The organism is Leptospira ainlahdjerensis (genome assembly GCF_016919175.1).
Lineage (GTDB): Bacteria > Spirochaetota > Leptospiria > Leptospirales > Leptospiraceae > Leptospira > Leptospira ainlahdjerensis.
Map to the genome: position 1 here is coordinate 26,055 of NZ_JAFFPU010000063.1, position 13,332 is coordinate 39,386.

A 13,332-nucleotide genomic window follows, 5' to 3' on the forward strand; every position below is an offset into this window, starting at 1 on the left:
GCTTAACCTGACAGATCTTGACTCGAAACTTCGGTCGTGATTTACTTTAGATAGAGGAATTTAGGAAAATAATATTATGAATTTGGAAACAACCATTGCACTTTCTCTAAGTGCGATCTGTCTTGTCTATCTCGTGTTCTCGATCTTCAAACCCGAAAAATTCTAAGGAGAGTTTATGGCTACTGATTGGATCCAACTTTCGATCTTTCTATTTTCGATCGTAATTTTTTCGCCTTTAGTCGGAGCGTATCTCTATCAAGTATTCGATTCATCGACAACTTTCAAAATAGAAGCCGGCTTGTATAAAATCTGCGGAATCGATCCCCAAAAAAATATGGAATGGAAAGAATACGCGGCTTCACTCCTTTTTTTCAATTTGTTCGGCTTTTTGGTTCTGTTCGGAATATTAATTTTTCAGAATATTCTTCCCCTCAATCCGGGCAATTTGCAGGGACTAAACCCCTTTCTCGCTTTCAATACGGCAATAAGCTTTACGACGAATACCAACTGGCAGGCTTATTCCGGAGAAGCGGCTTTGAGCTACTTTTCGCAATTTATCGGCCTTACAACCCAAAACTTCGTAAGCGCGTCTACCGGCCTTTGTGTTTTATTAGCTTTAGCCCGGGGGCTTTCCTCGCATTCAAACCCTGGAATCGGAAATTTCTGGAGAGACTTAATCCGAGGCACGTTATACGTCCTTATCCCTTTATCCTTGATTCTGGCCTTGACTTTAGCAGGTTCCGGAGTAATCCAAAACTTTTCGAATTACGTGACCGCAATCACATTGGAAGGAGAAACACAAATCATTCCTATGGGTCCGGCGGCGGCTCAGATCGCAATCAAACAACTCGGAACAAACGGAGGCGGTTTTTTCGGTGTGAACAGCGCCCATCCTTTCGAAAACCCAACTCCGATTTCTAATTTTATTCAGATGTTTTCGATCCTTTTGCTTCCCGGAGCCTGCGTTTTTTTATACGGAAGAATCATCGGAAACATGAAACACGCTTGGGTTATTTTCAGCGTTATGTTCACCGTCTTTTGTTTCGGAGTGATCTCCGTCTGGATTGCGGAATCCTCTTTTAATCCCATTTCCGGGACATTCGGTTTTTGGGAAGGAAAGGAAACACGGTTCGGAATTTTAAACAGCGCCGTTTGGGAAGTTGCCACCACAGTGGCGTCTAACGGCTCCGTCAACTCGATGCACGATAGTTTTTCTCCGATCGGCGGTATGATAGGAATGTTGAATATTCAACTCGGAGAAGTGATCTTCGGGGGAGTAGGCGCCGGAATGTACGGGATGGTTTTATTCATTCTGCTCACTGTATTTTTGAGCGGGATCATGGTGGGAAGAAGCCCGGAATATTTAGGAAAAAAAATCGAAAAAAGGGAAATCCAAATGTCCTTACTCGGAATCCTATTACCCTCCACCGTAATTCTTCTTTTTACTGCGGTCGCAAGCGGCCTTCCTCAAGGTTTGTCTTCTTTGGGAAACCGAGGACCACATGGTCTTTCCGAAATTCTCTACGCGTTCTCATCTGGAGCCGGAAATAACGGAAGCGCCTTCGCAGGACTAGGTGCCGATACTCCGTTTTACAATTCTATGTTGGGAATTGCGATGTTAATCGGAAGGTTCGGAGTGATTCTTCCCATCCTTGCGATCTCTGGAAGCGCCGCCGTAAAAAAAAGATCCGAAATCGTATCGGAGGGTTCTTTTTCGACGGAGGGTGGAACCTTCTTTATTCTTCTTTTATCCGTCATCATTATCGTCGGAGCTCTTACTTTTTTTCCGGCACTTACGATCGGTCCGATACTTGAGCATTTTCTAATGCTTCAAGGCCGAACTTTTTAAGGAGAACAAATGAGTCGTAAATCAAAAGTTTTTTTCGAATCGGGCGTTTTAAAGGAAGCGTCTATCAATTCTTTTAGAAAATTGAGCTTTCGGGCTCAAGCTAAAAATCCGGTGATGTTCATCGTATTCTTAGGAGCGCTGTTTACAACTTGGATCTTCTTCAAAGACCTGAGCGCAGGAGCCTATTCTTCCTTCAATCTTCAGATCGGGCTTTGGTTATGGTTCACGGTCCTTTTTGCCAATTTCGCCGAGGCGATCGCGGAAGGCCGCGGAAAGGCAAGAACGGATAGCCTCAAAAAGACCAGAACGAATATTGTCGCGAAAAAAATCGTAGACGGAAAAATTCAACTCGTTCCGGCAACCTCTTTGAAGATCGGCGATCGCGTGTTATGCGAGCCGGGCGATTTGATTCCCGGAGACGGAGAGATCACCGAAGGAATCGCAAGCGTTGACGAGTCCGCGATCACCGGAGAATCCGCTCCTGTCGTGAGGGAAAGCGGCGGAGACAGAAGCGCCGTCACCGGCGGGACCAGAGTATTAAGCGACAAGATAACGGTTTGCATCACCGCGGAACAAGGGAACACGTTTTTAGATAAGATGATCGCGCTCGTCGAAGGAGCTAAACGTCAGAAAACTCCGAACGAAATCGCACTTACGATGCTTCTTTCCGGTTTATCCTTCGTGTTTTTGATCGCCGTCATCAGCCTTCCCTTCTTCGCCGAGTTTGTAGCCGAAGAAGGCGGCCAAAAAGCCGATCTCTCAATTCCTGTTTTGATCTCACTTTTAGTCTGTTTAATCCCGACTACGATCGCGGGATTACTTTCTGCAATCGGTATCTCCGGTATGGAACGTCTCATTCGTTTTAACGTTATCTCTAAAAGCGGAAAGGCAATCGAAGCCGCGGGGGATATCGACATTCTTCTTTTGGATAAAACGGGAACGATCACGTTAGGCAACAGAGAGGCCAGAGCATTCTACCCTGCACACGGTGTGGAAGAAAAATATCTCGCCGACGTTGCACAACTCTCCTCCTTGGCGGATGAAACTCCGGAAGGACGATCCATTGTCGTATTAGCAAAAGAGAAATTCGGAATCCGAGAACGGAATCTTTCCGAAATGGAAGGTGAGTTCATTCCATTCAGCGCTTCCACAAAGATGAGCGGAGTAGATCTCAAAAAGGAAGGTAAGGTGATCAGAAGAATTCGCAAAGGTGCGGGTGACGCGATCAAAACCTATCTTTATAACTTCAGTCAAAAAATTCCTTCCGATATGGAGGATACAATTCAAAGAATTTCCCAAAGAGGAAGCACTCCGATCTTGGTCGCGGAAGACAACAAACTCCTGGGCGTAATCGAATTAAAGGACATCGTCAAAGGCGGTTTGAAAGAAAGATTTGCGAGTCTTCGAAAGATGGGGATCCGCACCGTTATGATAACTGGAGACAACCAACTGACCGCGGCAGCGATAGCCGCAGAAGCGGGAGTCGACGACTTTCTCGCCGAAGCCACGCCGGAAACCAAACTCAAAAGAATCAGGGAACAACAGGCAAAGGGTTATCTCGTTGCGATGATCGGGGACGGAACCAACGACGCACCTGCGCTTGCGCAGTCGGACGTTGGAGTGGCGATGAACACGGGAACTCAGACAGCGAGAGAAGCGGGAAACATGATCGATCTCGACAGCAATCCGAGTAAGCTTATCGAGATCGTCGAGATCGGCAAACAGCTTCTGATGACAAGAGGCGCGCTCACGACCTTCAGTATCGCAAACGACGTTGCGAAGTATTTCGCGATTCTTCCGGCTTTGTTCGGAACATTCTATGCAACCTCGGATCCGTCAAACGGACCACTTTCGATTCTCAATCTTATGCAATTGAGTTCGCAAAAGAGCGCGGTTTTGAGCGCAGTGATTTTTAACGCGCTCGTGATTCCGGCTCTGATTCCCCTCGCCCTCAAAGGAGTCGCCTACAAACCGTTAGGCGCCAACACCATTCTCAAAAGAAACCTTCTGATCTTCGGCTTAGGAGGAATTGCGACTCCGTTTCTCGGAATCAAAACGATCGACTGGATCTTGGTTTTATTGGGACTTAATTAAGGAAAAATTTATGTTAAACACTGCATTTACGGCGATCAGAACCCTGTTATTTCTGACATTGATCACCGGGGTTCTATATCCGCTTATCGTCACCGGATTTTCGGAAAGATTGTTTCCTTTTCAAGCGAACGGTAGTTTGATCTTTGAAAACGAAAGAGTGATTGGATCCGCCCTCCTCGCTCAGAACTTTACAAAAGATGAATACTTTTGGCCCAGACCATCGGCGGGAAATTTCGGAACGATTCCTTCGAGCGCGTCTAACGCGGGCCCTACAAGCGCCGCGTTAAAGATAAGAATCGAAGAAAAAAAACAATTCCTACTTAAAAAACACCCCGATCAGACGATCGTTCCCCCCGATCTTCTATTCGCCTCCGCATCAGGACTCGACCCGCATATAAGTCCCGCAGGCGCCTATTTTCAAATGCAAAGGGTTGCGATCGCAAGAAAACTCGACGTTGATCAAACTGAAGATTTAAAAAAACTGATAGAGAAATCGATCGAAAAACCTTCTTTCGGGTTTATAGGAGAGAAACGCATCAACGTCTTAAGATTGAACTTGAATCTGAATTCTAAATTTGGAAAAATCGGTCCATGACGGAATGGAAAGATAAATCCCGTTTGGACCCGGACGAACTCCTTCGAAAGATTCAAGCGGAGGAACAAAAGTCCTCTTCCGGAAAACTAAAGATTTTTTTTGGAATGGTCGCCGGGGTTGGAAAAACTTACGCGATGTTAAACGCCGCGCGTGCTCTTAAAAAAGAAGGTGTGGACGTCGTAGTAGGTTATATCGAAACACACGGCAGAAAAGAAACTGAAGAACTTTTGGAAGGACTAGAAATTCTTCCCCGTAAAGTCATCGAACACAGGGGAATTCCGTTCGAAGAGATGGACATAGACGCCATTCTCAAAAGAAAACCCGAAGTCGTTTTAGTCGACGAGTTTGCACACACAAACATTCCGGGAAGCCGGCATATAAAAAGATACCAAGATGTGATCGAAATTCTAAAACACAACATAGACGTTTTCACGACTCTAAACGTTCAACATTTGGAAAGCCAAGTCGAAGCCGTTGAAAAGACCACTTCGGTTAAGATCCGGGAAACGATCCCGGATTCAGTTTTGGATGTCGCGGATGAAATTCTTTTGATCGACCTGTCTCCCGACGATCTACGCAAACGTTTGCAGGAAGGAAAAGTCTACGTCCCCGAAAAAGCGAATTTTGCCGGTGATCATTTTTTTAAAAAGGAGAATCTTTCGTTCCTTCGAGAAACAGCGTTAAACTACACCGCAAGACACGTAAACACTTCTCCGGATACTAAAAGGTTTAGGGAAAGAATTCTTGTTGCGATCAGCGCGAGTCCGAATTCTTATTCTTTGTTACGTTATGCGAAACGTCTCGCCTACGAAAGAAACGGGGAATTGTATTCATTATACAATCAGACTAGGGAGAATCTTTCCAAAGAGAACATCAATCAGCTTGAAAAAAATCTGAGTTTTGCAAGAGAACTTGGATCTGAAATATTATATTCCGCCGATGAAGATCCCGTGGAAGCGATCCTTCGAATCGCGGAACAAAAAAACATCACCCGCGTTGTTCTCGGAAAACCGCCGATGTCTTGGTGGAAAAAATGGAACTCTCCGGCTTCAAAACTAGCAAGGATTACGGCTAACTTTGAGTTATGTCTGGTTCCTTACGATCACACTTTGTTTTCAGGTGAGGAATCGATTCTCAGTCGTTTTTTAAGGACCTCTTCCGGAGGCAAACAATACGTTGCCTCGGTTGCTTTGATTCTTTTGGCGACGAGCCTAAGCCTTTTTTTAGAACCGATTACCGGATATTGGAGTATCTCGTTTCTTTATCTTTTTTTCGTTTCGGGTATCGGTTCTTTTTTCTCAAAGGGCCCCACGATTCTTGCGGGTCTTCTTTCCGGAGTCTTCTGGGATTTTTTATTCATTCCGCCCAAATACACGTTCTTTATAGAAAAGCTGGAAGACATTCTGATGTTCGGTTCCTTTCTTTTTATTTCGATCATCATCGGAAACGTCACTTCCAGATTGAGACAAAAAGAAAAGGTTCTCGTAAATCGGGAGTTACGTTTGGCTACGTTATACGAGCTTTCTAAAGAATTGGGACACGCGAGGGAGATTCGTCAGATCTCAGAGATCGGGGCCGAACATCTTAAAAAAGTATTTCAAACCGACGTAACGATTCTTTTGGAGAATCAGGGCACCATTGATTCAAATTCGCTCAGAGCAGGAAACTTTATCCCGGATTCGAAAGAAACAGCAGTCGCAAACTGGGTATATAAAAACAAAACGAGCGCGGGAAAACATTCGGATACTCTTTCGATGTCCCTCGGGACCTACTTTCCGATGGTCGCTCCCGGAAAAATCATCGGCGTACTCGGAATCATCCTAGACGAAAGACTCAATCTGGATCAGGAAAACTTTCTGCTGACGATGGGAAATCAGATAGCCCTCGCACTAGAAAGGGAATTGTTATCCGAAGAGACAAGAACCAGATATCTCGCAAATCAATCCGAAAGACTCTATACGATCATCTTTAATTCTCTTTCTCACGAATTAAAAACCCCGCTCGCTACGATACGAGGTGCGGTGACCGCGCTTTTAGAGCCGGAAATCGACAATTCCGCCGTGGCACGCAAAGAATTGTTAAACGAAATCAATGAAAGTAGTATGATTCTCAATCTGCTTTTGGGCAACCTTTTGGACATGAGCCGTTTTGAATCCGGGTTTCTAAAACTCAGACAAGACTGGCACGATCCTTCGGATCTGATTCACGTCGTAGTAAGGAGACTCAGACAAACCGTCAAAAACAGCCGTTGTGTGATTCATATTCCTGAAAATCCGATTCCGGTTTGGATGGATTTTACTTTGATGGAGCAGGCCCTTTTTAACATCGTATTCAACGCGGTCCAAATTTCCGCGGAAGGTTCTCCGATCTCGATCGAATTGATCTGCGGAAAAGAAAGGATCCGTTATATCGTGGAAGACAACGGCCCAGGGATCGCCGAAGAAGATCTTGAAAAAATCTTTGAAAAGTTTTATAGAAGTAAGAACCGCAACCACGTAGGCAGCGGACTCGGTCTTTCTATCAGCAAGTCGATCGTGGAAACTCACCAAGGAACTTTGATTGCTGAAAATAAGAAAGAAGGCGGCGCAAGATTTTGTATCGACATTCCTATAAAGCCGGTTTGAACCTATGAACTCTAAAATTCTCGTTGCGGACGACGACGATCGAATTCGAAAAATGATTCGGATCAGCCTCACGGCTTCGCACTATGACGTGATAGAAGCAGGCACCGTTCGAGAAACGATTCTAAAAGCTGCCGGAGAATCTCCCGATGTCATTCTTTTGGACCTTCAATTTCCGGACGGAAACGGAATCGATGTTCTGAGAGAAATCAGAACCTGGAGTGAAACGCCCGTCATCGTCTTATCCGTGTTATCTTCCGATCCCGAAAAAATCACCCTCTTGGATGCAGGCGCCGACGACTACATTACAAAACCGTTTAGTATGGGGGAACTTCTCGCAAGAATCCGAGTGGCGCTTCGTAACAAAACGCAAGAACCTGGATCCCCAATTTTTATTTCCGGAAATTTATACGTGGATTTAGCGGGAAGAATCGTCCAGGTTTCGGGTGCGACGATCCATCTGACTCCGATCGAATTTTCATTCCTTTCCCTATTGATTCAACACGCCGGCAAAGTATTAACTCAGGAACAAATCATTCGTCATATCTGGGGCCCTTTGGCAAAAAACGAATCCGGACCCTTGAGAGTACACGTAGCAAGTCTTAGAAAAAAAATCGAATCGGATCCGTCCAATCCTGAAGTACTTTTAACGGAACCCGGAGTCGGATACAGGCTCGTCGTCAACTTCTGATTAAAATAAATCGTATTAAAACGAAATCCCCGCGGATAAAAAAAGTTGGATCCCGATCCCTTTTGCACGATCCAATTCTTTTTCCTTTCCGTCTTTCCAGATTCTTTCGAGAGTCGCCGGATCCGGTTTTTGGTTAAAAAAACCGATCTCTTCCCTCTGAACATGGGCCGAGTTGTTTGCAAAAAGTAAAACGCTAAAACCGCCGTTCAAAAAAATCCCCGAAGAGAACACATAACGTAGACCAGCGCCAGGAGCGAGAAAGGTTCTTTTATTTGAGATGGAATACTGCCAGGTTTTACCGTCGACGCTCGCATCGGAGTAAACCCAAAATTCACTCTTACGATCCCTTTGAAAATAAAACTCCTGACCAACGCCGACGCTAAAATAGTAAGGAATCGTAAACGGAAACCACTCGAGTGCGATCGAATACTGATTTTGAACGAAGTCCTTGTTTTGTAAGGAGAATGCGACCGCACCGGGTTGATATCCGGTTTGGTCCAAATCAAAATGATCAGCACGACGTCTTTGATGAGCCAAGAAGGAAACCGAGAATCTTTCACCGAGATTATAACCAGCTTGAAACCAAGAAAGCTCGTTGATGCCAAAACCTCCGATATAAAAAGTCTTTTGTGTCCTTAGGTCGTTTTGATTTCCGATCCAATAAGAATCAGATTCTTTCGGACGAAGGGGCTCAGGAAAGAACAGGATAAAAAATACGAACAAAAAAAGTGCGAAGAAGTTCGAAGTTAGAGGATTGAATTTCATAGAGATCCTGTAAGACAATTTATTTCCTATCCGAATGCGTAAATTGGAAAAAGAACCAAGGTAGAACGAACGGATCTACGAGGTGACGTTTTCAAAAATCTAAACTTGCTCAAATCGGCTTTTGGTGAAGGTTTAAAATATTTTATGATATTGAGTCCTATTCTCATTTATCTTGACTTTTTTAGAAACTTTCCTAAATTGGGAAAATGAGGTTTTGTATGAAAGGAATTTTCAAATCCGCGCCTAACACTGATTTATTGGGATTCGAATCTGCTTCCGTTTTAGATCAAAGAGTATTTCAAAATCTTTTCTTTTTTAATCCGGAGCGAGCGCTTGCAAAAGACGTTCTAAGCGAACTGTTAAACGAAAATTCAGGTACGAATCCTTATCTTCCGAATCCCACCTCCTCAAAACTAGAAAAGGAAACCCTACTAAAAACCTTATCTGAAATTTTAGAACGGGAGAATTTTCATACCGAATACCAGCCGATCCTTTCACTCGAAACGGGGCAAATTTTCGCATACGAAGCTCTGGCTCGTTTTAAAATAGACGGTAAATATATCCCTCCTGACTTTGTATTCAAAGAATTACACAACGAGGAAGAGCTCTTTTTTGAATTTGAGAAAAATCTAAAACGTTTTCAAATTCGGAATCGTCCCGAGGACAAACCGCTTTTTTTAAATCTGGATCCTCACGTTTGCAAAAGTGAAAATCAAGCGGAACATTGGCGCAAACTTTTGAGCGGACACAAAAATCTTGTCTGTGAAATCATCGAAAATACGGATTCAACTCTGATTTCCGATACACGTTTCTGCTTAAAAACGTTATTTGAAGCGGATATCCCTTTAGCCTTGGACGACGTAGGCGGAAAAGAAAATCTTTTCTGTTTTGATTTTTTGGAATATTCTAAATTTGTTAAATTTGATAAACACTGGCTGAATCTTATCCAGACAAAGGAATCATACAAATACTTACTCTGGGGTTTTCTTGATTTTGCCAGGGACTCGAATATTCTTTGTATCTTGGAAGGAATCGAAACGACTGAAGACCTTCGTTTGGCTTCCGAGATGCGTTTCCCTCTCGTCCAAGGATATATTTTTCAAACTAAGAACATTTCGGTCTGAGCTTTTCGAATATTTTTAGAAATCGAATCCCGTTTTTTTGTCTCGTTATAGGCCGAAAAAAAAGAAGTCCTTCCTATTTCATCACGAACGATAAAAAAACAGATCAGACTTTGAACAATCGAATTCGAAGTTTGACGGATTCTAAAATCCTTTCGTTTTGGATTACGATTTAAGTTGGTGTAATACATTCGTTCCCGTTTACAAAAGATCAACTTGGTTTTTGCATTCTCCAGCAGAAATGAATTCTTTCGTTTCGAAAGTCCTCAGGCAATGTCTTTTTAGAAATATCTTCTATTTGATCCCAAAGAATCGATCTTTCCGCGAGCTGAAACTTTCGAAAGTTGGTGGAGAAGTATAGGACAGCACCGGGAAGTGCAAAGTCTCGATAGAGAATATTCAGGATTTCAACGTGATCTCTTTGCACGTCGAAAATATCGGCCATCTTCTTGCTATTGGAAAAGGTCGGAGGATCGACCACGATCAAGTCGTATTTTTCACGGTCGTTTTCTTTTCGTTCGGTTCGCAGCCATTCCATAACGTCTGCGCGGAGCATTCTATGTTTCGTCGTCGAAAATCCGTTCGCTCGAAGATTTTCCTCCGCCCAAGCTAAATACGTGTTGGAAAGATCGATGCTGAGACTTTTGGAGGCGCCTCCACCGGCGGCATAAACCGTAAAGGAACCGGTATACGAAAACAAGTTTAAGAATTTCTTATCCTTTGCCTCATTACGAACTAGATCCCGAGTGATTCTGTGATCCAAAAACAAACCGGTATCCAGATAATCGGAAAGATTCACGTAGAAAAGAAGACCGTTCTCTTCTACTTCCAACAACTCCGATTGTTCGGAATGTTTTTCGTATTGTTGTGTTCCTTTTTTAGGTTCTCGCTTTTTCCAAAAGATACGTTTCGAATCGATGTTTAGAACTTCGGATACGATCTGGCCGATTTCTCGGTTTTCCCTCTCTCTTTCTTCTTCAGAAATTTCGTATCTATTCTTATAGGCGGAAATTTGACAGTAAGGACCGTAGAGATCGACGCTCACCGGAACTTGAGGGATATCCCTGTCATAGATTCGAAAGCATTGAAGCCCTCTTTTCCGCGCCCATTTCCTCCAGTGTTTGGACATTCTGGAGAGACGGTTTCGAAACATCACCTTAGGATTTCCGGAATCGTTAAGCGACTTTGCTTCCTCGGATCCATTCTCAGACATGAAACCAAGATAGAATCTCCGCTCGAAAATCCAACCAGAACAAAAATTAAAAATCTTTAAAAAGACTGGAAAATTTGCAGTATAAATCGAGGATAGCCTGGCCTTTTTGCGAAGATTCGGTCCGAAAAAACCGGGAGAGAAATCTTGAAATACACTTACCTCGAAAATCAAAAAGTAAAATTGTTTCTTACTTATTCCGAAACCGAATCCAAAGACGTGATTCTTTTCGTTCACGGTTATCCGGATACTCATAGAACCTGGGATCTGCAGATCGAGGCTTTGGAAACTTCTTATAGACTAGGAGCAATCGATCTGAGAGGTTTTGGGAGATCGTCAAAGCCCTTGGAGCAATCCGAATACAATTACGCATCGATACTTCCGGATCTTATGGAAGCGATTCGATTTCTTTCCAAGGATAAGAGAATACATCTTGTTGGACACGATTGGGGAGCCGCCTTAGGATGGTTACTTATTAGTGATCCTGAATATTCAAATTATATCAAATCCTTTACCGCTATCTCCGGACCTCACCCTTGGCTCGCCGGAAAAAGAATGATCGACGACGTCTTCAGTCTCAAACTTGAAAATTGGAGAAAGGTATTGGATCAAGGTTTTCGTTCCTGGTATATTTGGTTTTATCAAATTCCTATATTGCCGGAGTTTCTCTGGCAGAATTTCGGAGAGCCCATTTATAAACTGATGATGGACCTGGGAGGTGTTCCCGAGAAGGATCGTCTAAGGCAGATTAGTCGAAATGATATCTATAGCGCGACGATCGCTCCGATCAATCTCTTTCGAGAACTATTATTCGGTAAAACCGTAATCTCCGAACCTTCCACCATTCGAGTTCCCGTACAATTGATCGTTCCGGAAAAGGACTTCATAGTCCTTCCCGAAGTTTACGAAAACTCCCGCGATTATGTGGAGAAGATTGAAATCCACAGATTAAATTCCAATCACTGGGTACACAGAGAGCAACCGAAAGTAGTGACGGATCTCATTCAGAACTTTGTAAAAAAATACTCGGCTTAAAAAGAAATTCTTCTTGGAAGACTGAGTGCTCGCAAATTCCCTTTGGCCGCAAACTTCGAAAACAAAAAGGAAAGATCTTTTATCAAACGGCCCTTCGCTTTCTAAGAAAATCCTTACCCGCAAACTGCAACGAGAGCATCCTACAAGAAAAGGTTTTGTAGGAATTCCTACACGGGAATTTGCGCTTGCAAAATTAGAATTTTGTGATAGAGGAAAGTTTCCGGAATTTTTCCACCACCCGCCCCCCACCCAAAACTTGGGTGGGGCCCGCGACTTTTACGGATGAATTGTCGTAGTTCCGACGGTTTTTCCAAAAATCCAGACAACTTTTGGGTAAGGTGATCCTTTCTAAGAAGGATGTTTCCTAAAATTCATTAGATGTCGAAATGAGAATCCGGGCGTTATTAAATCCAGGCTAAGGTTGTATTTTTCCGAAAAAAAGAGAGTCTTTTTTAAAAAGTTTTTAGTCAGATTCTTCGAACTTCAACTCAATCGTTGTAAATAAAATCGGTCAAAGTTTTCCATTATGAAATTTCTTCTCGTTTATTGTCATTCCAATCCTAAGAGTTTTACCAAGGCGATTTTAGACGCGATTTCGGAAACGCTCGAATCTCTGAATCACTCTGTGAAGATAATCGATCTCTACGCCGAAAAATTCGATCCCGTTTTACAAGTGGATGAAGCTCATCGCAGACGCGACTTATACAAAGATCCCTCTATGGCTTCCTATCGCGAGCTCATCTTGGAAGCGGATCATCTTGTGTTTATCTATCCTGTTTGGTGGCACGGCTTCCCGGCGATTCTAAAAGGTTTTATCGATAGAGTGATCACATCCGATTTCGTCTATTCATTCAAGGATCGTCCACGTAATTCGATTTTCCCGCAAGGATACATGAGTCAAAAAAAGATCTCCTGCTTTTACACCCTCGATGCACCTTTTCTCATCGCACTTATAGATCCGGGTTGGCTTGCGATTAAATACGGCATATTCCGATTTTGCGGGTTTCGAAACGTCGAACGGTATTATCGCCATAATCTGAAACACGCAACCGACTTGGAGCGTTCCCATTGGATCGAAGAATGTCGAAAGATCGCTAACTTTCTTTGAGAATGTCTTCCGTGAATCAAAAAGCTTTTTCTAAAAGCGTCCGGTCTTTTTATTTTTTATGAAACGATTCGGCTTCATCGTTTTCACAAATGTCTTTAACGGGAATCAACGAATATCTTTGTAAGAATTAGAATCGCCGGCCAACGATCCGAATCTCCGTTGAACCGAAATTCATTCTTCAAAAGATCGTTTCACAGGAACACTGACGGCTAACGTTTACGAAATCGGTCGATTTGACTTTTA

11 protein-coding genes are annotated in these 13,332 nt (G+C 43.4%); 9 read left to right on the forward strand and 2 right to left on the reverse strand.

The window, feature by feature from the left end:
- Positions 1-76 precede the first annotated feature (76 nt).
- Genes JWG45_RS15710 through JWG45_RS15735 form a run of 6 tightly spaced genes read left to right on the forward strand, consistent with a single transcriptional unit; the run spans position 77 to position 7,850 of the window.
- The gene (locus tag JWG45_RS15710) at positions 77-166 is read left to right on the forward strand and encodes a potassium-transporting ATPase subunit F (RefSeq protein WP_205280590.1); all 90 of its coding nucleotides are present in this window, start codon (positions 77-79) and stop codon (positions 164-166) included.
- 9 nt (positions 167-175) lie between these two features.
- Positions 176-1,849, forward strand: coding sequence for a potassium-transporting ATPase subunit KdpA (gene kdpA, locus JWG45_RS15715; RefSeq protein ID WP_205280591.1), 1,674 nt, complete (start codon positions 176-178; stop codon positions 1,847-1,849).
- Positions 1,850-1,858: 9 nt separating this feature from the next.
- A complete protein-coding gene (kdpB, locus tag JWG45_RS15720) occupies positions 1,859-3,943 on the forward strand; it encodes a potassium-transporting ATPase subunit KdpB (protein WP_205280592.1) in 2,085 nt (694 codons plus the stop codon).
- 10 nt (positions 3,944-3,953) lie between these two features.
- The gene (kdpC, locus tag JWG45_RS15725) at positions 3,954-4,538 is read left to right on the forward strand and encodes a potassium-transporting ATPase subunit KdpC (RefSeq protein ID WP_205280593.1); all 585 of its coding nucleotides are present in this window, start codon (positions 3,954-3,956) and stop codon (positions 4,536-4,538) included.
- Positions 4,535-7,162, forward strand: coding sequence for a sensor histidine kinase (locus tag JWG45_RS15730; protein ID WP_205280594.1), 2,628 nt, complete (start codon positions 4,535-4,537; stop codon positions 7,160-7,162). Before kdpC ends, JWG45_RS15730 begins: the two co-directional genes overlap by 4 nt.
- A 4-nt stretch (positions 7,163-7,166) precedes the next feature.
- On the forward strand, positions 7,167-7,850 hold the full coding sequence (locus JWG45_RS15735) for a response regulator (RefSeq protein WP_205280595.1): 684 nt from the start codon (positions 7,167-7,169) through the stop codon (positions 7,848-7,850).
- Positions 7,851-7,865: 15 nt separating this feature from the next.
- Here JWG45_RS15735 and JWG45_RS15740 read toward each other — a convergent pair whose 3' ends face one another.
- On the reverse strand, positions 7,866-8,615 hold the full coding sequence (locus JWG45_RS15740; RefSeq protein WP_205280596.1) for a hypothetical protein: 750 nt from the start codon (positions 8,613-8,615) through the stop codon (positions 7,866-7,868).
- A 218-nt stretch (positions 8,616-8,833) separates the two neighbouring features.
- Here JWG45_RS15740 and JWG45_RS15745 point away from each other — a divergent pair, with 218 nt between their 5' ends.
- The gene (locus tag JWG45_RS15745) at positions 8,834-9,739 is read left to right on the forward strand and encodes an EAL domain-containing protein (protein WP_205280597.1); all 906 of its coding nucleotides are present in this window, start codon (positions 8,834-8,836) and stop codon (positions 9,737-9,739) included.
- A 208-nt stretch (positions 9,740-9,947) separates the two neighbouring features.
- On the opposite strand, the gene JWG45_RS15750 is transcribed toward JWG45_RS15745, so the two are convergent.
- Entirely contained in the window at positions 9,948-10,949 is a 1,002-nt protein-coding gene (locus tag JWG45_RS15750) for a class I SAM-dependent methyltransferase (RefSeq protein WP_205280598.1), read from the reverse strand.
- A gap of 144 nt (positions 10,950-11,093) precedes the next feature.
- Between JWG45_RS15750 and JWG45_RS15755 the strand changes: the two genes are divergently transcribed.
- Positions 11,094-11,981 carry an alpha/beta fold hydrolase gene (locus JWG45_RS15755; protein WP_205280599.1) on the forward strand — a complete coding sequence of 296 codons (888 nt, stop codon included), beginning with the start codon at positions 11,094-11,096 and terminating at the stop codon, positions 11,979-11,981.
- A 526-nt stretch (positions 11,982-12,507) separates the two neighbouring features.
- Complete coding sequence (locus JWG45_RS15760; RefSeq protein WP_205280600.1) at positions 12,508-13,089, forward strand: NAD(P)H-dependent oxidoreductase; 582 nt, start codon at positions 12,508-12,510, stop codon at positions 13,087-13,089.
- The last annotated feature ends 243 nt before the right edge of the window (positions 13,090-13,332 follow it).

Coding starts and splice junctions, on each gene's coding strand:
- JWG45_RS15745 (WP_205280597.1), top strand. CDS start 8,834: ATGAAAGGAATTTTCAAATCCGCGCCTAACACTGATTTATTGGGATTC.
- JWG45_RS15760 (WP_205280600.1), top strand. CDS start 12,508: ATGAAATTTCTTCTCGTTTATTGTCATTCCAATCCTAAGAGTTTTACC.
- JWG45_RS15740 (WP_205280596.1), bottom strand. CDS start 8,615: ATGAAATTCAATCCTCTAACTTCGAACTTCTTCGCACTTTTTTTGTTC.
- JWG45_RS15730 (WP_205280594.1), top strand. CDS start 4,535: ATGACGGAATGGAAAGATAAATCCCGTTTGGACCCGGACGAACTCCTT.
- kdpA (WP_205280591.1), top strand. CDS start 176: ATGGCTACTGATTGGATCCAACTTTCGATCTTTCTATTTTCGATCGTA.
- kdpC (WP_205280593.1), top strand. CDS start 3,954: ATGTTAAACACTGCATTTACGGCGATCAGAACCCTGTTATTTCTGACA.
- kdpB (WP_205280592.1), top strand. CDS start 1,859: ATGAGTCGTAAATCAAAAGTTTTTTTCGAATCGGGCGTTTTAAAGGAA.
- JWG45_RS15750 (WP_205280598.1), bottom strand. CDS start 10,949: ATGTCTGAGAATGGATCCGAGGAAGCAAAGTCGCTTAACGATTCCGGA.
- JWG45_RS15710 (WP_205280590.1), top strand. CDS start 77: ATGAATTTGGAAACAACCATTGCACTTTCTCTAAGTGCGATCTGTCTT.
- JWG45_RS15735 (WP_205280595.1), top strand. CDS start 7,167: ATGAACTCTAAAATTCTCGTTGCGGACGACGACGATCGAATTCGAAAA.